A 24013-nucleotide genomic window follows, 5' to 3' on the forward strand; every position below is an offset into this window, starting at 1 on the left:
GGTGGCCCCATCGGCCGACCGTCCGATCAGTCGGCTGCGCACCGGTCCATCGAGAGCCGACCGTATGATCGCATGAGCAAGTCGGCGGCCCGCCGGGGCCGTGAGTGGCCGTCAGGTCGTCACGCTGTCCGCCGGCACGGGCGCGGCATCCGGCGGCGGAACCCGGGGCCCGGATACGCGGACGGGCCCGGGGCGGCGCGCCCCGGGCCCGTCCGGCACCTCCGGCAGGTCAGTGCGCCGCGGACTCCCAGTCCGTGCCGACGCCCACCGAGACGTCCAGGGGGGCGCGCAACTGCACGGCCGTGGACATCTCGTGGCGCAGGATCTCCTCGACCCGCTCCCGCTCGCCCCCGGCGATCTCCAGCACGATTTCGTCATGGACCTGGAGCAGCATCCGGGACTTCAGCTCCGCCTCGGTCAGCGCCCGGTCGACCTGGAGCATGGCCACCTTGACGATGTCCGCGGCCGTGCCCTGGATCGGTGCGTTGAGCGCCATCCGCTCGGCCATCTCGCGGCGCTGGCGGTTGTCGCTGTTGAGGTCGGGGAGGTAGCGGCGGCGGCCGAAGGCCGTCTCCGTGTAACCGGTGGCCCGCGCCTCCTCCACCACCCGGTGCAGATAGTCGCGCACTCCGCCGAACCGCTCGAAGTAGGTGTCCATCAGGCCGCGCGCCTCGCCGGCCTCGATGTTCAGCTGCTGGGAGAGGCCGAACGCGGAGAGCCCGTACGCGAGTCCGTAGCTCATGGCCTTGATCTTGCGGCGCATCTCCGGGTCGACGGCCGGCTTGTCGACGCCGAAGACCTGCGAGGCGACCGTGGTGTGCAGGTCCTCGCCGGAGGTGAACGCCTCGATCAGGCCCTCGTCCTCGGAGAGGTGTGCCATCACCCGCAGCTCGATCTGGCTGTAGTCGGCGGTCATCAGCGTCTCGAAGCCCTCGCCGACGACGAAGCCGCGGCGGATGGCCCGGCCCTCGTCCGTACGGACCGGGATGTTCTGCAGGTTGGGGTCGGTGGAGGAGAGCCGGCCCGTCGCCGCCACGGTCTGGTTGAACGTGGTGTGGATCCGGCCGTCCGCCGCGATCGTCTTGACCAGGCCCTCGACCGTGACCCGCAGCTTGGCCTGCTCGCGGTGGCGCAGCATGATCACCGGCAGCTCGTGCTCGGTCTGCGCGGCGAGCCAGGCCAGGGCGTCGGCGTCCGTGGTGTACCCGGTCTTCGTCTTCTTCGTCTTCGGCAGGCCCAGCTCACCGAAGAGGACTTCCTGGAGCTGCTTGGGCGAACCGAGGTTGAACTCGCGGCCGACCGCGGCGTGCGCCTCCTTCACCGCCTGCTGCACCGCACCGGCGAACTGCTGCTCCATGCCTTCCAGATGGGCCCGGTCGGCGGCGATGCCGTGCCGCTCCAGACGGGCCAGCAGCGCGGACGTCGGCAGCTCCATGCCGTGCAGCAGCTCTGCCGCGCCGACCTCCGCCAGCCGCGTGGTGAACGCGTCGCCCAGGTCAAGGACCGCGCGGGCCTGCGCCATCAGGGACTCGGCCTCGGCCTGGTCGTCCGCGCCGAAGGCCAGCTGCCCGTCGGACGCCGCGGCGGGGGCCAGCTCGCGGCCCAGGTACTCCACCGCCAGCGCGTCCAGCGCGAAGGAACGACGGCCCGGCTTGACCAGATAGGCGGCCAGCGCGGTGTCCATCGTGACGCCCTCGACCTGCCAGCCGTGCTCGGGGAAGACCCGCATGGCGCTCTTCGCGTTGTGCATGACCTTGGGCCGGTCCGCGTCGGCGATCCACGCGGCGAACGCCTGCTCGTCGCCCTCGTCGACCGCGGCCGGGTCGAACCAGGCCGCCGCACCGTCCGCCGCGGCCAGCGCGACCTCGGTGACCGCGCCGCTGCCCAGCGCCCAGGTGTCGACGGTGGCCACACCGAGCGGCTGCGCGCCGTGCTCGGCGAGCCACGGGGCGAGCTCGCCCGCGCCCAGCACCGCACCGTCCAGCTCGATGCCCGCGGCCGGCGCCGGAGCCTCGTCCTCGGCCGCGCCCGGGTCGACGGCCAGCAGCCGCTCGCGCAGGCTGGGGTTGCGGATCTCCAGGACGTCCAGCACGCCGGTCACCGCCGTGCGGTCGTACGGAGCGCGCTCCAGGTCCCCGGGGGTCTTCGGCAGCTCCACGTCGCGGACCATCTCGGTCAGCCTGCGGTTGAGCCGCACCGCGTCCAGGTGGTCCCGGAAATTCTGCCCGGCCTTGCCCTTGACCTCCTCGGCCCGCTCGACCAGCTCGGCGAACGAACCGAACTGGTTGATCCACTTCGCCGCGGTCTTCTCACCGACACCGGGGATACCCGGGAGGTTGTCCGACGGGTCGCCGCGCAGCGCCGCGAAGTCCGGGTACTGCTGCGGCGTGAGCCCGTACTTCTCCTCGACCTTCGCCGGGGTGAACCGGGTCAGCTCCGAGACACCCTTCGTCGGGTACAGCACGGTGATGTTGTCGGTGATCAGCTGGAAGGAATCCCGGTCACCGGTGACGATCAGCACTTCGAAGCCGGCCGCCTCGGCCTGCGTGGCCAGCGTGGCGATGACGTCGTCCGCCTCGAAGCCGTCGACCGCGAAGCGGTCCGCGTGCATCGCGTCCAGCAGCTCGCCGATCAGCTCGACCTGCCCCTTGAACTCGTCCGGGGTCTTCGAGCGGTTCGCCTTGTACTCCGGGAACTCCTGGGAGCGCCAGGTCTTGCGGGAGACGTCGAACGCCACCGCGAAATGCGTCGGCGCCTCGTCACGCAGTGTGTTCGCGAGCATCGACGCGAAGCCGTACACCGCGTTCGTCGGCTGCCCCGACCCTGTCGTGAAATTCTCCGCAGGCAGCGCAAAGAACGCCCGGTACGCCAGGGAGTGCCCGTCCATCAGGAGCAGGCGCGGTCGGTTGTCTGCCGTCTTCTTCGATGCCGTCTCAGCCACGCCCCCGATCCTGCCACGGACCACTGACATTCCCGACCGACCCGGCTCGCAGCCCGCCCTGTCCGTGCCGCGTGACAGGATCGGAAGAAGAACACGGACAGCACCGATGCGCACAGCACACCGCCCAGGTCCGCCGCCGGCTCGAAGGGGAGCACGCAATGGCCACCAAACCGCCCACGGGTGACCCGGTCCAGGACGCGCCGCGGGTCCAGCCAGCCCAGCACGCCGCCGCCGGGCTGCCCGCCGTCGCCCACAGCCTGCTCATGGCCCAGCAGCAGATGGGCGTGCGGCGCACCGCGCAGACCCTCCTCAAGGTCAACCAGAAGAACGGCTTCGACTGCCCCGGCTGCGCCTGGCCCGAGGGCGACAAGCGGCACACCGCGGAATTCTGCGAGAACGGCGCCAAGGCGGTCGCCGAGGAGGCGACGCTGCGCCGGGTCACCCCCGACTTCTTCGCCGCGCACCCGGTCGCCGACCTCGCCACCCGCAGCGGGTACTGGCTGGGCCAGCAGGGCCGGATCACCCAGCCGATGTACCTCCCCGAGGGCGCCGAGCGGTACGAGGCGGTGACCTGGGAGCGCGCCTTCGACATCATCGCCGAGGAGCTGCGCGCGCTCGGCTCCCCCGACGAGGCGCTCTTCTACACCTCGGGACGCACCAGCAACGAGGCCGCGTTCCTGCTCCAGCTGTTCGCCCGCGAATTCGGCACCAACAACCTCCCCGACTGCTCCAACATGTGCCACGAGTCCTCCGGCTCCGCGCTGACGGAGACCATCGGCATCGGCAAGGGCAGCGTCTCCCTGGAGGACCTCCACCGGGCCGACCTGATCATCGTCGCCGGACAGAACCCCGGCACGAACCACCCCCGGATGCTCTCCGCCCTGGAGAAGGCCAAAGCGGCCGGAGCGAAGATCATTTCGGTGAACCCGCTCCCCGAGGCCGGCCTGGAGCGGTTCAAGAACCCGCAGACCCCGCTCGGCATGATCAGGGGCGCCGCGCTCAACGATCTCTTCCTGCAGATCCGGATCGGCGGCGACCAGGCCCTCTTCCGGCTGCTCAACAAGATGATCCTGGAGACCGACGGCGCCGTCGACGAGACCTTCGTGCAGGAGCACACCCACGGTTACGAGGAGTTCGCCGCCGCCGCCCGCGAGGCCGACTGGGCACAGACCCTCGCCGCCACCGGCCTCGACCGCGGGACCATCGAAGAAGCCCTGGCCATGGTCCTCGCCTCGAAGCGCACCATCGTCTGCTGGGCCATGGGCCTCACCCAGCACAAGCACTCCGTGCCCACCATCCGCGAGGTCGTCAACTTCCTGCTGCTGCGCGGCAACATCGGCCGTCCCGGCGCCGGGGTCTGCCCCGTCCGGGGCCACTCCAACGTGCAGGGCGACCGCACCATGGGCATCTTCGAGCGCCCCGCCCCCGCCTTCCTCGACGCCCTCGACGCGGAGTTCGGGATCACCTCACCGCGCCACCACGGCTACGACGTCGTCCGCTCCATCCGCGCCCTGCGCGACGGCGACGCCAAGGTCTTCTTCGCCATGGGCGGCAACTTCGTCTCGGCCACCCCCGACACGGACGTCACCGAGGCCGCGATGCGCCGCGCCCGCCTCACCGTCCACGTCTCCACCAAGCTCAACCGCTCGCACGCCGTGACCGGCACCCGCGCGCTGATCCTGCCGACGCTGGGCCGCACCGACAAGGACGTCCAGGCCGGCGGTAAGCAGTTCGTCACCGTCGAGGACTCCATGAGCATGGTCCACGCCTCGCGCGGCAACCTCACCCCCGCCGGCCCCCACCTGCTCTCCGAGCCCGCTATCGTCGCCCGCCTCGCCCGTGCCGTGCTCGGCCCCGCGTCGCACACCCCGTGGGAAGAGTTCGAGAAGGACTACGCCACGATCCGCGACCGCATCTCCCGCGTCGTCCCCGGCTTCGAGGACTTCAACGCCCGGGTGGCGCACCCCGGCGGCTTCACCCTCCCGCACGCCCCGCGCGACGAGCGCCGGTTCCCCACCGCGACCGGCCGGGCCAACTTCACCGCCGCCCCCGTCGAGTACCCCGAACTCCCCGAAGGCAGGCTGCTGTTGCAGACCCTGCGCTCCCACGACCAGTACAACACCACCATCTACGGCCTCGACGACCGCTACCGCGGCATCAAGGGCGGCCGCCGAGTCGTCCTGGTCAACCCCGACGACGCCCGCACCCTCGGCCTCGCCGACGGGGCGTACACCGACCTCGTCGGCGAATGGAAGGACGGGGTGGAGCGCCGCGCCCCCGGTTTCCGCGTCGTGCACTACCCGACCGCCCGGGGCTGCGCCGCCGCCTACTACCCGGAGACCAATGTGCTGGTCCCCCTCGACTCCACCGCCGACACCAGCAACACCCCGGCCAGCAAGTCCGTCGTCGTCCGCTTCGAGAACACCACCGCCCGACCGGAACACACGGCCGCGCCGCACACCGGACCGGACAGGCCCTAAGCGTCCGCTCAGTCGTCTGATAAGAACGATGCACACAGCAACGAAGCAGTGAACCATCGCAGACGATCGGAGCCGGACCCATGGGCGAGCACACCGCACCCAAGTTCCCCCAGGAGATCATCGACGAGTACGCCGCTCTCGGCGTCGACCTGCCCGCACTCTTCTCCGCCGGCCACCTCGGCGAACGCATGGGCGTCACCGTCGTCGAGGCCTCCGCGGAGCGCGTCGTGGGCACCATGCCCGTCGAGGGCAACACCCAGCCCTACGGACTGCTGCACGGCGGCGCCTCCGCCGTGCTCGCCGAGACCCTCGGCTCCATCGGCTCCATGCTCCACGGCGGCGCCACCAAGCTCGCCGTCGGTGTCGACCTGAACTGCACCCACCACCGCGGTGTGCGCAGCGGACTCGTCACGGGCGTCGCCACCCCCGTACACCGCGGCCGCTCCACCGCCACCTACGAGATCGCCATCACCGACGAACAGGACAAGCGGGTCTGCACCGCACGCCTCACCTGCATGCTCCGCGACGCCCCCCGGCCCGACGCCGCCTGACGGCCCGGAACACACCGCACAACACACCGCGACACCACTGCCCGGCCGGAACACAATCCGACCGGGCAGCGCCATACCCGCCACAACCACCCACTCCTGAACGGGAGTTGGCAAACAAACGCGCCAACTCCCTTGACCGGAACCAACGTTGTGTGGCCAACTCGGCACCCCACACACACCACACCGCGTCGATCACATCAGCCCCGATGTGACACTGAGTAACCGACGCCCGGTCCGCGGACACCCCCACGCGACCCCACCGACCCGGCCGCGAAGCCGCCGGGCACCTCGCCGCGCCCACCCGCGCCGCACCCCCTCCCACCTCGCGCGACAGCAGCATGATCGGCTCAAGCCCCTTAGCAGAGCTGCGTGTTCTCAGAATGCGGTCACTTCACGCTCCGGTAAAAAGCCGTACATGTCCGCACAGCCACCTCAAGCCTTCCTCAACGGCATAACAAGACAGTCACATCCTGCGGCTGAGTCATCCCGGACCCCCACACCTACGCCTAGAGTCACCGCCAGTCACCGCGCCGCCGGGCGCGTCTGCAGCACGTCCCTGTACCACCCAGTACGGCCCGGCGAACGTCACGGCACCTCAAGCAGAGGAGGCCGCGCCAGGGAAAGGACCTTTCGTGCGACACCGTTCTTTGCTCATCCTCACCACCGTGCTCACGACCGGAGCACTGACCCTCACCGCCTGCGGGTCGCGCGACGACAGCAAGAAGAGCAGCGACAGCGGCGGCACCCAGACCGTCGTCATCGGCGTCGACGCGCCGATCACCGGCGACCTGTCCGCCCTCGGCCTCGGCATCAAGAACTCCGCCGACCTCGCCGCCAAGATAGCCAACAAGAAGAACACCGTCCCCGGCATCAAATTCGAGGTCAAGCCCCTCGATGACCAGGCACAGCCCTCGGTCGGCCAGCAGAACGCCCAGAAGTTCATCGACGACGACACCGTCGTCGGCGTCGTCGGCCCCCTGAACTCCGGCGTCTCCCAGTCGATGCAGAAGCCGCTCAACGACGCCAACCTCACCCAGGTCTCCCCCGCCAACACCGGCACCGAACTCACCCAGGGCGAGAACTGGAAGACCGGCGACAAGAAGCGCCCCTTCAAGACCTACTTCCGCACCGCCACCACGGACCAGATCCAGGGCGCCTTCGCAGCGAAGTACCTCTACAACAACGCGAAGATCAAGCAGGTCTACCTCATCGACGACCAGAAGCCCTACGGCGCCGGTCTCGCCGCGTCCTTCAAGAACACCTTCACCACCCTCGGCGGCAAGATCGTCGGCTCCGACCACGTCAACCCCGACGACCGCGACTTCAACGCCGTCGTCACCAAGGTCAAGAAGTCCGGCGCCAAGGCCGTCTACTACGGCGGCGAATACCCCGCCGGCGCACCCCTGAGCCAGCAGCTCAAGGACAGCTTCCAGATCCCGCTCATGGGCGGCGACGGCATGTACAGCGCCGACTTCATCAAGCTCAACAAGAAGGCCCAGGGCGACATCGCCACCTCCGTCGGCAAGCCCGTCGAGGAACTCGACTCGGCCAAGCAGTTCATCGCGGACTACAAGACGGCCGGATACAAGGACGCCTACGAGGCGTACGGCGGCGGCACCTACGACGCCACCTGGTCGATCATCGAAGCCGTCAAGATCGCCGTCGCCGACAACGGCGGCAAGCTCCCCAGCGGCGACGACGCCCGCACCAAGGTCCTCGCGGCCATGGCCAAGGTCAAGTTCGACGGCGTCACCGGCCCCGTCTCCTTCGACGAATACGGCGACACCACCAACACCATGATGACCGCCTACCAGGTCGACGGCGGCAAGTGGACCTCCAAGATCAGCGAGACCTACAAGCCGTAACAAGCTCCCGGGCCACGCCCGACCCACACCAGACCGCGCGGGAGCGCCACCAGCGCCCCCGCGCGGTGCCATATCCGAACCACTCCACGGAGGCCCTGCGGTGAACGAACTGCCGCAACAGCTGGCCAATGGACTCATCCTCGGCGCGATGTACGGACTCATCGCGATCGGCTACACGATGGTCTACGGAATCATCCAGCTCATCAACTTCGCCCACGGCGAGATCTTCATGATCGGAGGCTTCGGAGCTCTCACCGTGTACCTCTGGATGCCGGCCGGTGTCTCCCTCCTCGCAATCATCCCCCTCATGATCATCGGCGGCGTCATATGCTCCGTCGCCGTCAGCACGGCCGCCGAACGCTTCGCGTACCGGCCACTGCGCACCGCCCCCCGACTGGCCCCGCTGATCACCGCGATCGGACTCTCGCTCGCACTCCAGCAAGCCATCTGGAAGTGGTACCCCGACGCCAAGAAGGACCGCTCCTTCCCCCAGTTCAAGGGCGAAGCGATCGACATCTTCGGCGCCCACATCCAACGCGGTGACCTCTTCGTCCTCATTACCGCACCCATCTGCATGCTCGCCCTCGGGCTCTTCGTCTCCAAGACCCGCGCCGGCCGCGGCATGCAGGCCACCAGCCAGGACCCCGACACCGCCAAGCTCATGGGCATCAACACCGACCGCATCATCGTCATGGCCTTCGCCATCGGTGCCGCGTTCGCCGCCGTCGCCGCCGTCGCCTACGGGCTCAAGAACGGCCAGATCGGCTTCAAAATGGGCTTCATCATGGGCCTCAAGGCCTTCACCGCAGCCGTACTCGGCGGCATCGGCAACATCTACGGAGCCATGCTCGGCGGCGTCGTACTGGGCATCGCCGAATCCCTCGCCACCGGCTACATGAGCAACGTCCCCGGCATGGACCTCTTCGGCGGCGGCGCCTGGAAGGACGTATGGGCCTTCGTCCTCCTCATCATCGTCCTGCTGCTCCGCCCCCAGGGCCTGCTCGGCGAACGCGTCGCGGATCGGGCGTGATACCGATGACCACCAACCACACCACCGCACCCGGCCCCGCGCCCCTGCCGATCCCCCCGGCCGCGGCCCGCATCGGCACCGCCGCAGGCTCCGCCGTCGCACTCGCCGGCACCTTCCTCGCCTGGACCTGGACCGACGAATTCCCCGGCGACCTCACCGTCACCGGCTACCCCGGCGGCCTCCAGGTCCTCACCCTCATCAGCGCCGCACTCACCCTGCTGCTCACGCTGTCCGGGTACGGCATCCGAGGCCTGCGCTGGCTCACCCCCGCCGGCACCAACAGCCCCGTCCGTCTCTTGGCCCTCGGCACCCTCGGCACCACCGGCTACACCATCGGCGCCATCGCCTACGACCTCGGCGGCATCGTCAACCTGGAACCCGGCGCCTGGGTCAGCGGCATCGGCGCCCTCATCGCCACCGTCACCGCACTCGGCCTCCCCGCCGACCAACCGCTCGACGGGACCGCGGCCACCGCCTGGCAACGCTTCCGCAACAGCCTCGGCGCCCCCCAGGCCCCCCGCGCCAAGGCACTCCCCTCCTGGGCCGAGATCCTCGTCATCGTCGCCGCGTTCGGCACCGGCCTCTACGTCTTCGCCTACGGCATCGACACCGACTACACCGAACTCTTCATCGGCTTCCTCATCACCGTCGGCTTCGCCTTCACCGCACTCCACCGGGCCGGACTCGTCTCCCGCCTCACCGCGCTGACCTCGAAGCACCGCAACATCACACTCACCGCCGCCCTCGTCGCAGCCGTCTGCTTCCCCTTCACCCAGCAGAAGGAAGAGTTCGCGCTCATCGGCGCCAACATCCTCATCTTCGGCACGGTGGCACTCGGCCTCAACGTCGTCGTCGGCCTCGCCGGCCTGCTCGACCTCGGATACGTCGCCTTCCTCGGCGTCGGCGCCTACGCCGCCGCCCTGGTCTCCGGCTCCACCATGTCCGCCATCGGCGTCGAATTCCCCTTCTGGGCCGCCGTCCTCACCGGCGCCGGAGCATCACTCGTCTTCGGCGTACTCATCGGCGCACCCACCCTGCGACTGCGCGGCGACTACCTAGCCATCGTCACACTCGGCTTCGGTGAAATCTTCCGCCTCACCGTGAACAACCTCAACGGCAACAGCGGACCCGACCTCACCAACGGCTCCCAGGGCATCCCCAGCATCCCCGACCTCAACTTCTTCGGATTCGACTTCGGGCTCAAACACAACATCCTCGGCTTCGACCTCGGCAGGTCCTCCAACTACTACCTGCTGATGCTCGTCTTCACCGCCGTCGTCGTGCTCGTCTTCCGCCGCTCCGGAGAATCCCGCATCGGCCGCGCCTGGGTCGCCATCCGCGAGGACGAGACCGCAGCCACCGCCATGGGCATCAACGCCTTCCGGCTCAAGCTGCTCGCCTTCGCCCTCGGCGCCACCCTCGCCGGACTCGCCGGAACCGTCCAGGCACACGTCAACTACACCGTGACGCCCGAGCAGTACCAGTTCGCCGGCTCCGTACCCCCCAACTCCGCCTTCCTCCTCGCCGCCGTCATCCTCGGCGGCATGGGAACCCTCAGCGGCCCCCTGGTCGGCGCCGCGATGCTCTACCTCATCCCGGCGAAGCTGCAGTTCATGCAGGACTACCAGCTCTTCCTCTTCGGCATCGCGCTCATCCTCCTGATGCGCCTGCGCCCCGAAGGACTCGTCGCCGACCGCCGCAAGCAACTCGAATTCCACGAGAACGACCAGCCCGACGTACCCGAACCGCGACAGTCCGAAGAGACCGCCGCCGGCATCGCCAAGGCGGGGGCGTGACCACCATGACCACCACCACGAAAACCGCCACCACCGTCCTCGACGCCAACGGTGTGACCATGCGCTTCGGCGGCCTCACCGCCGTACGCAACGTCGACCTCACCGTCAACGCGGGCGAGATCGTCGGCCTCATCGGCCCCAACGGCGCCGGCAAGACCACCTTCTTCAACTGCCTCACCGGCCTGTACGTCCCCACCGAGGGCAAGGTCAGCTACAAGGGCACCGTCCTGCCACCCAAGCCCCACCTCGTCACCCAGGCAGGCATCGCCCGCACCTTCCAGAACATCCGGCTCTTCGCCAACATGACCGTCCTGGAAAACGTCCTCGTCGGACGCCACACCAGGACCAAGGAAGGCCTCTGGTCCGCCCTCCTGCGCCTCCCCGGCTTCGCCAGGGCCGAACAGGCCAGCCGCGAACGCGCCATGGAACTCCTGGAGTTCATCGGACTCACCGACAAGGCCGACCACCTCGCACGCAACCTCCCCTACGGAGACCAGCGCAAGCTCGAAATCGCCCGCGCACTGGCCAGCGACCCCGGACTCCTGCTCCTCGACGAGCCCACCGCGGGAATGAACCCGCAGGAGACCCGCGTCACCGAAGAACTCATCTTCGCCATCCGTGACCAGGGCATCGCCGTCCTCGTCATCGAGCACGACATGCGGTTCATCTTCAACCTCTGCGACCGCGTCGCCTGCCTCGTCCAGGGCGAAAAACTCGTCGAAGGCTCCCCCGACATCGTCCAGAGCGACGAACGCGTCGTCGCCGCCTACCTCGGCACCCCCTTCGAAGGCGCCCCCGGCGCCGAAGAGGCCGCCGAGGTCGAAGCCGCCGAAGCCGACGCCGAAGCCGCGAAAACAGCCACCACCGGCACCGAGGAGGAGGACACCCGATGACCGCACTTCTGGAGGTCGAGGACCTCCGCGTCGCCTACGGCAAGATCGAAGCCGTCAAGGGCATCTCCTTCACCGTCGAAGCCGGCCAGGTCGTCACCCTCATCGGCACCAACGGCGCCGGCAAGACCACCACCCTGCGCACCCTCTCCGGCCTGCTCAAGCCGGTCGGCGGCCGCATCGCCTTCGACGGCAAACCCCTCAACGACGTACCCGCCCACAAGGTCGTCGCCCTGGGCCTCGCCCACTCCCCCGAGGGACGCCACATCTTCCCCCGGCTCACCATCACCGAGAACCTCCAGCTCGGTGCCTACCTCCGCAACGACAAGGCAGGCATCGAGAAGGACATCCAGCGCGCCTACGAACTCTTCCCCATCCTCGGGGAACGCCGGAAGCAGGCCGCCGGAACCCTCTCGGGCGGCGAACAGCAGATGCTCGCCATGGGCAGGGCCCTCATGTGCCGGCCCAAGCTCCTGATGCTCGACGAGCCCTCCATGGGCCTCTCCCCGATCATGATGCAGAAGATCATGGAGACCATCGTCGAGCTGAAGGCCCAGGGCACCACCATCCTGCTCGTGGAACAGAACGCCCAGGCGGCGCTCTCCCTCGCGGACCAGGGCCACGTCATGGAGGTCGGCAAAATCGTCCTCTCCGGCACCGGCCCGGACCTCCTCCACGACGAGTCCGTCCGCAAGGCGTACCTCGGCGAGGACTGACACCCACGGGAAAGGCCCGCGCCCCGGACATCCGGGACGCGGGCCTTCCTCGTACTCGCCTACGCCTACTCGGCCGCCTTCTTCTTCTCCTCGGCGTCCTCGATCAACGCCTCGGCCAGCTGCTGCATCGACAGCCGCCGGTCCATCGACGTCTTCTGGATCCACCGGAACGCGGCCGGCTCGGAGAGCCCGTAGTCCGTCTGCAGGATGCTCTTCGCCCGGTCGACCAGCTTCCGCGTCTCCAGCCGCTGCGCGAGGTCCGCGACCTCGGTCTCCAGCGCCTTCAGCTCCGCGAACCGCGACACCGCCATCTCGATGGCCGGCACCACGTCGCTCTTGCTGAACGGCTTCACGAGATACGCCATCGCCCCGGCGTCCCGGGCCCGCTCGACGAGGTCGCGCTGTGAGAACGCGGTGAGCATCAGGACCGGCGCGATGGACTCCTCGGCGATCTTCTCGGCTGCGGAGATCCCGTCCAGAACCGGCATCTTCACATCGAGGATCACCAGATCCGGCCGGTGCTCCCGCGCCAGCTCGACGGCCCGCTGCCCGTCCCCGGCCTCGCCGACGACCGCGTAGCCCTCTTCCTCCAGCATCTCTTTGAGGTCGAGACGGATGAGCGCCTCGTCCTCGGCGATGACGACGCGGGTCGTCAGCGGCGGAACGTGCGACTTGTCGTCGTCGGCGGCGGGCTGGGGCGACTCGGGCGTGGTCACGGGGCTCCTTGATCAAGGCAGGGGTACTGCTGCCAAGAGCCTACCCAGCTACGGTAAGGTGGTCGGGCAGCGGGTCGGGGGAAACCTACGATTCAGCGAGCCCCGGTAGTCCAATTGGTTAGAGACAATGGATTCAAAACCCATACAGTGTCGGTTCGAGTCCGACTCGGGGTACTTTTCCTTCGATTCCAAGGCCGCAGAAGAACAGCAAGACTTCACGTGAACGTGTGAATGTCGGCTTGCTCCGCCCCCTGGTTGCCGAAATCCGGACAGGCTCGGTCTGGTGTACGACCTCCATACGCGCAAGCGTGCTCTGGCCCTCGTCGCGCAGGGCTTCAGCCAGAACTCCGTAAGCAAGCAGACCGGTATCTCCCGTGCCGCCATCCGTTCGTGGCAGACACGAATGGACCCCCTCAGTCGTGCTGTGGACTGCCCACGATGCGGCAACATCCCGAGCGATCCTGAAGACCCCGCCGCGTACGCATACTTACTGGGCCTCTATCTCGGCGACGGCTGCATCAGCCCCAGCAAAAGGGGCGTGTATTTTCTCCGTATCGCCTGCGCCGACAGCTGGCCGGGCCTCATCGACGCCTGCGCCGAAGCCATTCAGCTCGTGCGCCCTGGCAACAAGGTGTTCCGAGCTCAGCGTCAGGGCTGCCAGAACGTGACCTGCTACAGCAAGCACTGGCCCTGCCTCTTCCCCCAGCACGGCCCAGGCAAGAAGCATGAGCGCACGATCTCCCTGGAGCCCTGGCAACAACAGATCATGTGCACCCATCCCTGGGAGTTCATCCGCGGTCTGATCCACTCCGACGGATGCCGGGTCACCAACTGGACCACGAGGCTCATCGGGGGAAAGCAGAAACGCTACGAGTACCCCCGGTACTTCTTCACCAACTTGTCGGCCGACATCCTGGGGCTCTTCACCGATGCCCTGGACCTCGTCGGAGTCGACTGGAAGCAGGCCAACAGCCGGAACATCTCCGTCGCCCGACGGGCGTCCGTCGCGCTGATGGACGCCCATGTCGGGCCGAAGTACTGACGACCGGCCTACTTGGGGCTGTCGTCCTCGCCGATGTGATGCACCCGTACCAGGTTCGTCGAGCCCGGGACGCCCGGCGGGGAGCCGGCCGTGATGACCACGACATCGCCCTTCTCGCAGCGGCCGATCTTCAGCAGCTCCTCGTCGACCTGGGCGACCATCGCGTCCGTCGAGTCCACCTGCGGGCCGAGGAAGGTCTCGACGCCCCAGGTCAGGTTCAGCTGGGAGCGGGTGGCCGGGTCCGGGGTGAAGGCCAGGAGCGGGATGGGTGAGCGGTAGCGGGACAGGCGCCGGACCGTGTCGCCGCTCTGGGTGAAGGCGACCAGGAACTTCGCGCCCAGGAAGTCGCCCATCTCGGCCGCCGCGCGGGCCACCGCGCCGCCCTGGGTGCGGGGCTTGTTGCGGTCGGTCAGGGGCGGGAGGCCCTTGGTAAGAATGTCCTCCTCGGCGGCCTCGACGATGCGGGACATCGTGCGGACCGTCTCGACGGGGTACTTGCCCACGCTGGTCTCGCCGGAGAGCATCACCGCGTCCGTGCCGTCGATGACGGCGTTGGCGACGTCGGAGGCCTCGGCGCGGGTCGGGCGGGAGTTGTCGATCATCGAGTCGAGCATCTGGGTGGCGACGATGACCGGCTTGGCGTTGCGCCTGGCGAGTTTGATCGCGCGCTTCTGGACGATCGGCACCTGTTCCAGGGGCATTTCGACGCCGAGGTCGCCGCGGGCGACCATGATGCCGTCGAAGGCGGCGACGATGCCGTCGATGTTCTCGACGGCCTGGGGCTTCTCCACCTTGGCGATGACGGGGAGGCGGCGGCCCTCCTCGTCCATGATGCGGTGGACGTCCTCGATGTCGCGTCCGCTGCGCACGAAGGAGAGGGCGATGATGTCGGCGCCGGTGCGCAGGGCCCAGCGGAGGTCCTCGATGTCCTTCTCGGAGAGTGCGGGGACGGAGACGGCGACGCCGGGGAGGTTGAGGCCCTTGTGGTCGGAGACCATGCCGCCCTCGATGACGGTGGTGCGGACGCGGGGGCCGTCCACCTCGGTGACTTCGAGGGTGACGCGGCCGTCGTCGACAAGGATGCGTTCGCCGGGGGTGACGTCGTCGGCGAGGCCGTCGTAGGTGGTGCCGCAGGTGTGGCGGTCGCCTTCGACGGGTTCGACGGTGATGGTGAAGCTGTCGCCGCGTTCAAGGAGTACGGGTCCTTCGCGGAAGCATCCGAGGCGGATCTTCGGGCCTTGAAGGTCGGCGAGGATGCCGACGCTGCGTCCGATCTCGTCGGAGGCCTTGCGCACGCGGTGGTAGCGCTCTTCGTGTTCGGTGTAGGTGCCGTGGCTGAGGTTGAGGCGGGCGATGTCCATTCCCGCTTCGACCAATGCCTTGATCTGGTCGTATGTGTCGACGGCGGGGCCCAGGGTACAAACGATTTTTGCTCGGCGCATGGTTCGACCCTAGACCTTACCTACGGGTAGTTATTCAGCGCGCCATGACCGCTCAACGACCTTTGGATGAAGGGTTATTGACAAGTGTTGAATTGTGCGGCGGGGTGCTCGGATGAGCATTCTCCTTTACAGTTTTGGCGGTGACATGATGAAGCGGGCGTTGACCTGGGCGTAGACGGTCTGGCGTTGTGGTTCGAGGTCGAGGGCGGGGGCGGCTTCGGGTGCCGCTCCCGCGAAGGCGGCTCTGCCGCGCATGGCGCCGGGGGCTGCGGGGACGGGTGGGGCGGTGTTCTCGGCGCCGAGGTCGGCGAGTTCGACGAGTGCGGTGAGCCGGGCGCCGAGGGCGTCGGCGTACTCGCGGGCGCGCTGGACGGCTTCGTGGACGGCCTGGCGGCGGGCGTTCGCGTGCGCGGGTGAGTCGGGGCGCAGTCCCCACCAGGGGCCATTGATCCGGGTCATTTCGAGGTCGGCGATGCGGGTGGTGAATTCGCCCAGTGCGGTGAAGTCGTTGAGGACCGCGGTGATGTGGACGCGGCCGTGGTAGGCGTGGATCTGTTCGTTGCGGCCCTTCTGGGTGAGTTCGGGCGTGATGGAGAATGCGCCGGTTTCGAGTTTTTCCACGGCTTGTCCGTAGGAGCGTGCGAGTTCGAGTACGTGGTCGTTGCGGCGGGTGAGGTCTTCGAGGGCGTTGCGGCGGTTCTTGCCGCGGGTGGTGACGGTGATGCCGATGCGGGCGGTCTCGGGGTCGACTTCGAGGCGGGCTTCGCCGCGGACGGCGACGCGGGGGTGTTCGGGGGTGCCGTAGGACGGTGGGGTGTCGGTCATGGGTCCACTGTGGCATTCGGGTCCGACAGCGGCTGGTCATCAGATCGAAACCCGCGAGGGGTGTTGCGTGGTGTGGCTCCTGGGTCAGAATCTACGCGCGTTGTGTGCGGTGGTCCTTGTTGCCGAGGAGCCGCTTCGCGCGAGAACTGAGCTGTGTGAGAACTGAGATGTGGGAGACGAAATGCCGCTGAACCGTAGGACGTTCCTGGGCACATCGGCGGCTGCCGGTGCGGGTGTGGCGATCGCGGGTGCCTCTGCGGTGCCTGCCTCGGCGCACGGTCACGGTCACGGCCATGGGCACGGTCACGGGCGTCCGCCGAAGCGGTACTCGTTCACGGTGATGGGCACCACCGATCTGCACGGGAATGTCTTCAACTGGGACTACTTCACGGACAAGGAGTTCGACGACAAGGCGCACAACGATGTCGGTCTGGCGAAGATCTCGACCCTGGTGGACCAGGTGCGCCGGGAGAAGGGCCGTCGCAATACGTTGATGATCGATGCCGGTGACACGATCCAGGGCACCCAGCTGTCGTACTACTACGCCAAGATCGATCCGATCACGGCGAAGCGCGGTCCGGTGCATCCGATGGCTCAGGCGATGAACGCGATCGGTTACGACGCCGCGGCGCTCGGCAACCACGAGTTCAACTACGGTATTCCGGTGCTGCGGAAGTTCGAGGAGCAGTGTGATTTCCCGCTGCTGGGTGCGAACGCGCTGGATGCGAAGACGCTGCGGCCGGCGTTCGCCCCGTATGTCATCAAGCGGATGCGTACTCCGCACGGCCGGGATGTGAAGGTCGCGATCCTGGGGCTGACCAACCCGGGGATCGCCATCTGGGACAAGGCGAATGTCAGCGGGAAGATGGTGTTCCCGGGGCTGGAGGAGCAGGCGGCGAAGTTCGTGCCGCGGCTTCGTTCGATGGGTGCGGACGTGGTGATCGTCTCGGCGCACTCGGGCAGCAGCGGTACGTCGTCGTACGGTGACCAGATTCCGTATGTCGAGAACGCGGCCGGTCTGGTGGCCGAGCAAGTGCCGGGGATCGACGCGATTCTCGTCGGGCACGCGCACCTGGAGATTCCCGAGTACTTCGTGGAGAACAAGCAGACCGGCAAGAAGGTGGTGCTCTCGGAGCCGCTGAAGTGGGGTCAGCGGCTGACGCTGTTCGACTTCGACCTGGTGTGGGAGAAGGGCCGCTGGGTGGTGGAGAAGGCGGGTTCGCAGGTGCTGAACTCCAACACGGTGGCCGAGGACCCGAAGATCACCCGGCTGTTGGCGGACGAGCACAAGAAGGTCGTGGCGTATGTCAACCAGGTGATCGGTACGTCGACGGCGGCGATGACGACGGCGGAGGCGGCCTGGAAGGACGAGCCGATCATTGATCTGATCAATGTGGTTCAGGCGGAGACGGTGAAGGCGGCGCTGGCGGGTGGGGCGTACGCGGCGCTTCCGGTGCTGTCGCAGGCATCGTGTTTCTCGCGTACGGCGCAGATTCCGGCCGGGAATGTGACGATCAAGGATGCGGCGGGTCTGTATCCGTTCGAGAACACACTTGAGGCGCGGCTGCTGACGGGTGCGCAGCTGAAGGATTACCTGGAGTTCTCGGCGCGGTACTACGTGCAGACTCCGGTGGGTGCGCCGGTGGACACGGCGAAGCTGACGAACGCGGACAACACTCCGGATTACAACTACGACGCGGTGTCGGGGCTGACGTACGAGATCGACGTCGCGAAGCCGAACGGTTCGCGGATCGTGGGCCTCTCGTTCGAGGGCAGGCCGATCGATCCGGCGGCGGAGTTCGTGCTGGCGGTGAACAACTACCGGGCCAGTGGTGGCGGGAACTTCCCGCATGTGGCGGGTGCCAAGCAGTTGTGGGCGAATTCGGAGGAGATCCGTAACACGATCATCGCCTGGGTGCAGGCGAAGGGTTCGGTGGATGGTGCGCAGTTCGCTTCGGTGGACTGGCGGCTGACGCGTGAGGGTACGCCGGTGTTCTAGTTTTCTCCGGTGGGCGGCCGTCTTCTCCTTCGGGAGGGGGCGGCCGCCTGTTGTGTGGTGGGGGTCAGTTGTTCCGGGCGAGGGGGATGAGGTCGGGGCCCTGGGCCGGGACGCGTGAGCCCTGCGGGGTGAGGCCGAAGGTGGTGAAGGCGGTGCGTTCGGGGAGGGGGTAGGGGTTGGTGCCGGTGAGGTCGTTGAGGATGGTGGCGCTGCGCCAGGCGGCGAGTCCGAGGTCGGGGGCGCCGACGCCGTGGGTGTGGCGTTCGGCGTTCTGTACGTAGACGTTGCCGGTGACGGTGGGGTCGAGGACGAGGCGGAACCGGTCGTCGATGCGGGGGCGTTCGGAGGCGTCGCGGCGCATGTAGGGGTCGAGGCCGGTGAGGATGCGGTCGAGGGAGCGTTCGCGGTAGCCGGTGGCGAGGACTACGGCGTCGGTGGTGAGGCGGGTGCGGGTGTTCTGCTGGGTGTGTTCGAGGTGGAGTTCGATGCGGGTGTTGGCGACGCGTCCGGCGGTGCGTACGGAGACGCCGGGGGTGAGGGTGGTGTCGGGCCAGCCGCCGTGGAGGGTGCGGCGGTAGAGCTCGTCGTGGATGGCGGCGATGGTGTCGGCGTCGATGCCTTTGTGGAGCTGCCATTGGTGGGGGACGAGTTCGTCGCGTACGGCTTCGGGGAGGGCGTGGAAGTAGCGGCTGTAGTCGGGGGTGAAGTGTTCGAGGCCGAGTTTTGAGTACTCCATGGGGGCGAATGCCTGGGTGCGGGCGAGCCAGTGGAGGTTTTCGTGGCCTTGGGGGCGGGCGCGCAGGAGGTCGAGGAAGATCTCGGCGCCGGACTGGCCGGAGCCGATGACGGTGATGTGGGGGGCTTGGAGGATTTCCTGTCGGTGGTGGAGGTAGTCGGCGGAGTGGATGACGGGGACGTTCTCCGCTTCGGTGAGGGGTTTGAAGAATTCGGGGACGTACGGTTCGGTGCCGATACCGAGGGCGATGTTGCGGGTGTGGGCGCGGCCGAGGGCTTCGGCTTCGCCTTCGCCGTCGAGTTGGGTGAAGTCGATTTCGAAGAGTTCGCGTTGGTTGTTCCAGCGGACGGCGTCGACCTGGTGGCTGAAGTGGAGGCCGGAGAGTTGGTCGGTGACCCATCGGCAGTAGGCGTCGTACTCGGCGCGTTGGATGTGGAAGCGTTCGGCGAAGTAGAAGGGGAAGAGCCGGTCCCGGCTGCGTAGGTAGTTGAGGAAGGTCCAGGGGCTGGCGGGGTCGGCGAGGGTGACGAGGTCGGCGAGGAAGGGGACTTGGAGGCTGGCTCCGTCGATGAGGAGGCCGGGGTGCCAGTGGAAGGCGGGGCGTTGTTCGTAGAAGGCCGCGGTGAGGGGGCGTTCGGTGGGTACGCCGTGGGCGAGGGCGGCGAGGGAGAGGTTGAAGGGGCCGATGCCGATGCCGATGAGGTCGTGTGGCTGGTCGGTGTCGGGGGTGGGGAGGTCGGTCATCGGGGGGTCTTGCCTTCCGCGAGATCGTTGGTGAGCCGGTCGACGAGGTCGAGGAGTGTGTGCAGGTCCTGGGTGGTGGTGTGGGGGTTGAGGAGGGTGGCTTTGAGCCAGAGGCGGTCGCCGGTGTGGGCGCGGCCGAGGACGGCGTGGCCCCGGGTGAGGAGGGTGCGGCGGATGGTGGCGACGGTGGTGTCGTCGGCGCCGGTGGGGCGGAAGAGGACGGTGCTGATGGTGGGGCGGTCGTAGAGGTCGAGGGTGGGGGTTTCGGTGATGAGGTCGGCGAGGTGGTGTGCGGCGGTGAGGGTGCGGTCGATGAGGTCGGCGAGGCCGGAGCGGCCGAGTGCCCGGAGGGTGACGGCGATTTTGAGGGTGTCGGGGCGTCGGGTGGTGCGCAGTGAGCGGCCGAGGAGGTCGGGGAGGCCGGCTTCGGTGTCGTCTTCGGCGTTGAGGTAGGAGGCCCGGTGGTGGAGCGGTTCGAGGTGGTGGCGGTGGGGGACGGCGAGGATTCCTGCGGATGCCGGCTGCCAGCCGAGTTTGTGCAGGTCGAGGGTGACGCTGTCGGCGCGGTCGAGGCCGTGGATCTTGGGTCGGTGGGTGGGGCTGAAGAGGAGGGGGCCGCCGTAGGCGGCGTCGATGTGGAGTTCGGCGCCGTGGGCGGTGCAGAGGTCGGCGATGTCGGTGAGCGGGTCGATGCGGCCGGTGTCGGTGGTGCCGGCGGTGGCGGTGACCAGGAGTGGGCGCCGGCTCCGGGTGAGGGCTTCCTGTAGTGCGGCGAGGTCCATGACGCCGGTGGGGGCGGGGATGACGACGGGTTCGGGGAGGCCGAGGAGCCAGGCGGCACGGGTGATGCTGTGGTGGGCGTTGGCGGCGCAGATGGTCTGTACGGGGCCGTTGCGCTCGCGGGCGAGGAGGAGTGCGAGTTGGTTGGACTCGGTGCCGCCGGTGGTGACGAGTGCGTCGGGGGTGGGCCGGTCGGGGTAGATCTCGGTGGCCAGGGCGGCGGTGATGTCGGCTTCCAGGGCGGAGGCGGCGGGGGCCTGGTCCCAGGAGTCCATGGAGGGGTTGAGGGCGGATGCGGCGAGGTCGGCCGCGGCGGCGAGGGCCAGGGGCGGGGTGTGGAGGTGGGCGGCGCAGAGGGGGTCGGCGGGGTCTGCGGCGCCTTCGGTGAGTGCGGTGATCAGGGTGCGCAGGGCCTCGTGGGGGCCGGTGCCGTGGTCGGGGAGGGCGGGGTGGGTGGCGGTGCGCATTCGGGGGGTGACGGCGTCGGGGCCGCCTGCGGGCAGGGGGCCGTCGCGTCGGTGGGCTCCGTCGTGGAGTGCGGTGAGGACGGTGTCGATGAGGGGGCGCAGGGCGGCGGGGCCGGTGGTGGTTCCGGCGAGGGGTGGGAGTGGTGGTGGGGTGGGCATGGGGTGGGGCCCTTCGGGTGTGGCCGGGCATGGGTGGACATGCCAGCTTGTCCGGGTTTTCGGTGGCGCCGCCGTGGAGCTGGGGGATGTGAACTCGAAAGGGGGATGGGTGGTGGGGTGTGGGGTGTTGCGGGGGGTTCTGGTGGTATGGGTGTGGCTCGGGATACGGGACATGGGTGTGCCCGGCGCCCCCTGTGGTGGGGGCGCCGGGCACGGGTGGTGCGGGTGGTGCGGGATGTGCGGGTCAGCAGCCCCGCGGCTGGCTCAGTGGCTCAGTGGGCGTTGCGTACGTCGAGGGCGCGGCGCAGGTCGTCGACCTGGTCGGTGAGCTTGCGGTGCAGGGCGGGGATGAGGGCCTGGTCGCCGAGGGCCTGTTCGCCGAGGTGGAGGTTCTCGGCGTCGACGGCGTACGCCGGGAAGGCGTAGCGTCCGGCGGCGTCCGCGATGGCGGGGCCCCGGCGGGTGGCGAGTGCGGTCGCCTCGGGGTAGTAGCGGGGCACGTAGTCCCGTACGAGGTCGGCCTGTTCGGGCTGCCAGAAGCCCTGGGCGACGGCGGTGAAGAGGTAGTTGGAGAGGCCGTCGTCGTTGAACAGGGCGTGCCAGGCGGCGGCCTTGGCCTCGGGGGTGGGGAGGGCGGCGCGGCAGCGGGCGGCGCCTTCCTGTCCGGTGGCGCTGGGGTCCTGTTCGAGTTCGGTGGCGATGGTGGCTTCGTCGGTGGCGCCGAGGACGGCGAGGCGGGTGAGGACGCGCCAGCGCAGTTCGGGGTCGAGTTCGGGTCCGCCGGGGACGGTGCCGTTGGTGAGCCAGTCGTGGATGGTGTCGGGCTGGGTCGCTGCGTCGATGAGGTGGCGTACGGCGATGAGGCGCAGGCCGGGGTTGTGGCCGTCCTCGGTGCGGCGGATGAGGTCGCGGCACAGGGCGGTGAGGATGGCGAGGGCTGCGGGGCGCTTGTCGGGGCTCACGTAGCGGCCGGCGACGTGGGTGGCGGCGAAGGCGAGTACGCCTTCGGCGAGGGCGAGGTCGGTCTCGTGCGGCAGGTGGGTGCGGGCCGCTTCGAGGTAGGTGGCGGGGGCGAGTTCGCCGTCGCGGACCATGTCGCGGGCGGTGTTCCAGATGACGGCGCGGGTGAGGGCGTCGGGGATGCCGGAGAGGCCGGTGACGACGGATTCCCAGGACCGGGCGTCGAGGCGGATCTTGGCGTAGCTGAGGTCGCCGTCGTTGAGGACGAGGAGCGCGGGGCGGTTGCCGGGGTGCGCGACGGGGGTGCCGTCGTGGGGGACGTCGATCTCGAACCGCTCGCGCAGGACGAGCCGCTCGGTGCCGGTGACCGCGTCCGGGGCCTGGTCGTAGGCGCCGACGGCGATGCGGTGGGGGCGGCTGCCGTCGTGGTCGATGCCGAGGGCCCAGGTGCCGTCGGATTCCTGGATGCGGGGGGTGAGGGTGTCGACGCCGGTGGTGCGCAGCCAGGCGTCGGCCCAGGCGTGGACGTCGCGGTCGGTGGCCGATGCGAGGTTGTCGATGAAGTCGGCGAGGGTGGCGTTGGCGAATTTGTGGCGGGCGAAGTGGGTGTTGATGCCGGCCAGGAAGTCCTTCTCGCCGAGCCAGGCGACGAGTTGGCGCAGGGCGGAGGCGCCCTTGGCGTAGGAGATGCCGTCGAAGTTGAGCATCGCGGACGCGGTGTCGGGGACGGCGTCCGGGTCGGGGGCGACGGGGTGGGTGGAGGGGCGCTGGTCGGCGTCGTAGCCCCAGCCCTTGCGGGCCACGCCGAAGTCGACCCAGGTGTCGGTGAAGCGGGTGGCTTCGGCAAGGGTCTGGTAGCCCATGTATTCGGCGAAGGACTCGTTGAGCCAGATGTCGTCCCACCAGGCAAGGGTGACGAGGTCGCCGAACCACATGTGGGCCATTTCGTGGGCGATGACCATGCCGCGGGTCTGGCGTTCGGTGTCGGTGACGGCGGAGCGGTAGACGAATTCGTCGCGGAAGGTGACGAGTCCGGGGTTCTCCATGGCGCCGGCGTTGAACTCGGGGACGAATGCCTGGTCGTAGGAGTCGAAGGGGTAGGGCTCGTCGAACTTCTCGTGGAAGCGGTCGAAGCAGGCCCGGGTGATGTCGAGGATCTCGTCGGCGTCCGTGTCGAGGTACGGGGCCAGGGAGCGGCGGCAGTGGATACCGAAGGGCAGTCCGGCGTGTTCGGTGGTCACGGAGTGCCAGGGGCCGGCGGCGACGGCGACGAGGTAGGTGGAGATGAGTGGGGTGGGGGCCAGGGTCCAGTGGCCGTCGCCCCGGTGTTCGGCAACGCTGTTGCCGAGGACGGTCCAGCCCTCGGGGGCGGTGACGGTGAGCGCGAAGACGGACTTGAGGTCGGGCTGGTCGAACGCGGCGAAGACGCGCTGGACGTCTTCCATGAAGAGCTGGGTGTAGGCGTAGGTCTCGCCGTCGGTGGGGTCGGTGAAGCGGTGCATGCCTTCGCCGGTGCGGGAGTAGCGCATGGCGGCGTCGATGCGCAGTTCGTGGGTGCCGGGGGTGAGTGCGGTGAGGGGGAAGCGGTTCTCGACGAGGTCGGCGGGGTCGAGGGGCTGTCCGTCGAGGCTGATCGAGCGCAGGGTGGCCGGCTTGAGTTCGACGAAGGTGTCTCCGGCCGCGGCGGCGGTGAACTGAATGACGGTGCGGGAGTCGAAGGTCTCCTCCCCCGCGGTGAGATCGAGGTCGATCGTGTACCGGTGTACGTCGAGGAACTGGGCTCGGGTCTGCGCTTCGTCGCGCGTCAGTACGGACATGTGTCCATGCTGCCGTACGCGGTGGACGGCCCGCAGCCGGGTTCTCGCACGGCTGAG

At 68.6% G+C, this 24013-nt stretch carries 16 protein-coding genes and 1 tRNA gene; 10 read left to right on the top strand and 7 right to left on the bottom strand.

What is annotated here, in order from left to right; genetic code table 11:
- Positions 1–229: 229 nt before the first annotated feature.
- Complete coding sequence (gene polA / locus ABZ622_RS05470) at positions 230–2941, bottom strand: DNA polymerase I (RefSeq protein ID WP_360540631.1); 2712 nt, start codon at positions 2939–2941, stop codon at positions 230–232.
- Positions 2942–3099: 158 nt separating this feature from the next.
- Here polA and ABZ622_RS05475 point away from each other — a divergent pair, with 158 nt between their 5' ends.
- The 7 genes from ABZ622_RS05475 (at position 3100) to ABZ622_RS05505 (ending at position 12269) form a co-directional block, all read left to right on the top strand.
- Positions 3100–5421 (top strand): FdhF/YdeP family oxidoreductase, encoded by a 2322-nt coding sequence (locus ABZ622_RS05475; RefSeq protein WP_360540633.1) that lies wholly within the window; start codon positions 3100–3102, stop codon positions 5419–5421.
- Between the two features lie 80 nt (positions 5422–5501).
- A complete protein-coding gene (locus ABZ622_RS05480; RefSeq protein ID WP_360540635.1) occupies positions 5502–5972 on the top strand; it encodes a hotdog fold thioesterase in 471 nt (156 codons plus the stop codon).
- A 647-nt stretch (positions 5973–6619) separates the two neighbouring features.
- Entirely contained in the window at positions 6620–7837 is a 1218-nt protein-coding gene (locus ABZ622_RS05485) for a branched-chain amino acid ABC transporter substrate-binding protein (protein ID WP_360541019.1), read from the top strand.
- 100 nt (positions 7838–7937) lie between these two features.
- Positions 7938–8867, top strand: a complete 930-nt coding sequence (locus ABZ622_RS05490) for a branched-chain amino acid ABC transporter permease (protein WP_360540637.1) — start codon at positions 7938–7940, stop codon at positions 8865–8867.
- Positions 8868–8872: 5 nt separating this feature from the next.
- On the top strand, positions 8873–10663 hold the full coding sequence (locus ABZ622_RS05495; RefSeq protein WP_360540639.1) for a branched-chain amino acid ABC transporter permease: 1791 nt from the start codon (positions 8873–8875) through the stop codon (positions 10661–10663).
- Positions 10664–10668: 5 nt separating this feature from the next.
- Positions 10669–11556 carry an ABC transporter ATP-binding protein gene (locus tag ABZ622_RS05500; protein WP_360541021.1) on the top strand — a complete coding sequence of 296 codons (888 nt, stop codon included), beginning with the start codon at positions 10669–10671 and terminating at the stop codon, positions 11554–11556.
- Positions 11553–12269 carry an ABC transporter ATP-binding protein gene (locus ABZ622_RS05505; RefSeq protein WP_360540641.1) on the top strand — a complete coding sequence of 239 codons (717 nt, stop codon included), beginning with the start codon at positions 11553–11555 and terminating at the stop codon, positions 12267–12269. Before ABZ622_RS05500 ends, ABZ622_RS05505 begins: the two co-directional genes overlap by 4 nt.
- Positions 12270–12334: 65 nt before the next feature.
- On the opposite strand, the gene ABZ622_RS05510 is transcribed toward ABZ622_RS05505, so the two are convergent.
- The gene (locus tag ABZ622_RS05510; protein ID WP_124718259.1) at positions 12335–12985 is read right to left on the bottom strand and encodes a response regulator; all 651 of its coding nucleotides are present in this window, start codon (positions 12983–12985) and stop codon (positions 12335–12337) included.
- Positions 12986–13084: 99 nt separating this feature from the next.
- Between ABZ622_RS05510 and ABZ622_RS05515 the strand changes: the two genes are divergently transcribed.
- Positions 13085–13159, top strand: a tRNA-Leu gene (locus tag ABZ622_RS05515).
- 109 nt (positions 13160–13268) lie between these two features.
- Positions 13269–14027: a transcriptional regulator gene (locus ABZ622_RS05520; protein WP_360540643.1), complete on the top strand. Its 759-nt coding sequence runs from the start codon at positions 13269–13271 to the stop codon at positions 14025–14027.
- An 8-nt stretch (positions 14028–14035) separates the two neighbouring features.
- On the opposite strand, the gene pyk is transcribed toward ABZ622_RS05520, so the two are convergent.
- Positions 14036–15469 carry a pyruvate kinase gene (gene pyk, locus ABZ622_RS05525; protein ID WP_360540645.1) on the bottom strand — a complete coding sequence of 478 codons (1434 nt, stop codon included), beginning with the start codon at positions 15467–15469 and terminating at the stop codon, positions 14036–14038.
- Between the two features lie 126 nt (positions 15470–15595).
- Positions 15596–16294 carry an SIMPL domain-containing protein gene (locus ABZ622_RS05530; protein WP_360540647.1) on the bottom strand — a complete coding sequence of 233 codons (699 nt, stop codon included), beginning with the start codon at positions 16292–16294 and terminating at the stop codon, positions 15596–15598.
- 181 nt (positions 16295–16475) lie between these two features.
- Between ABZ622_RS05530 and ABZ622_RS05535 the strand changes: the two genes are divergently transcribed.
- Positions 16476–18293, top strand: coding sequence for a 5'-nucleotidase C-terminal domain-containing protein (locus ABZ622_RS05535; RefSeq protein ID WP_360540649.1), 1818 nt, complete (start codon positions 16476–16478; stop codon positions 18291–18293).
- Positions 18294–18357: 64 nt separating this feature from the next.
- On the opposite strand, the gene ABZ622_RS05540 is transcribed toward ABZ622_RS05535, so the two are convergent.
- From ABZ622_RS05540 to pepN, 3 genes are all read right to left on the bottom strand, one after another.
- Positions 18358–19773 carry a SidA/IucD/PvdA family monooxygenase gene (locus ABZ622_RS05540; RefSeq protein WP_360540651.1) on the bottom strand — a complete coding sequence of 472 codons (1416 nt, stop codon included), beginning with the start codon at positions 19771–19773 and terminating at the stop codon, positions 18358–18360.
- Positions 19770–21179, bottom strand: coding sequence for an aminotransferase class V-fold PLP-dependent enzyme (locus ABZ622_RS05545; RefSeq protein WP_360540652.1), 1410 nt, complete (start codon positions 21177–21179; stop codon positions 19770–19772). The genes ABZ622_RS05540 and ABZ622_RS05545 overlap by 4 nt, the downstream gene beginning before the upstream one ends.
- A gap of 272 nt (positions 21180–21451) precedes the next feature.
- Entirely contained in the window at positions 21452–23956 is a 2505-nt protein-coding gene (gene pepN, locus ABZ622_RS05550; protein ID WP_360540654.1) for an aminopeptidase N, read from the bottom strand.
- Between the last annotated feature and the right edge of the window lie 57 nt (positions 23957–24013).

The sequence above is a fragment of the Streptomyces sp. NPDC007164 genome (assembly GCF_040634135.1).
Classification (GTDB): Bacteria; Actinomycetota; Actinomycetes; order Streptomycetales; family Streptomycetaceae; genus Streptomyces; species Streptomyces sanglieri.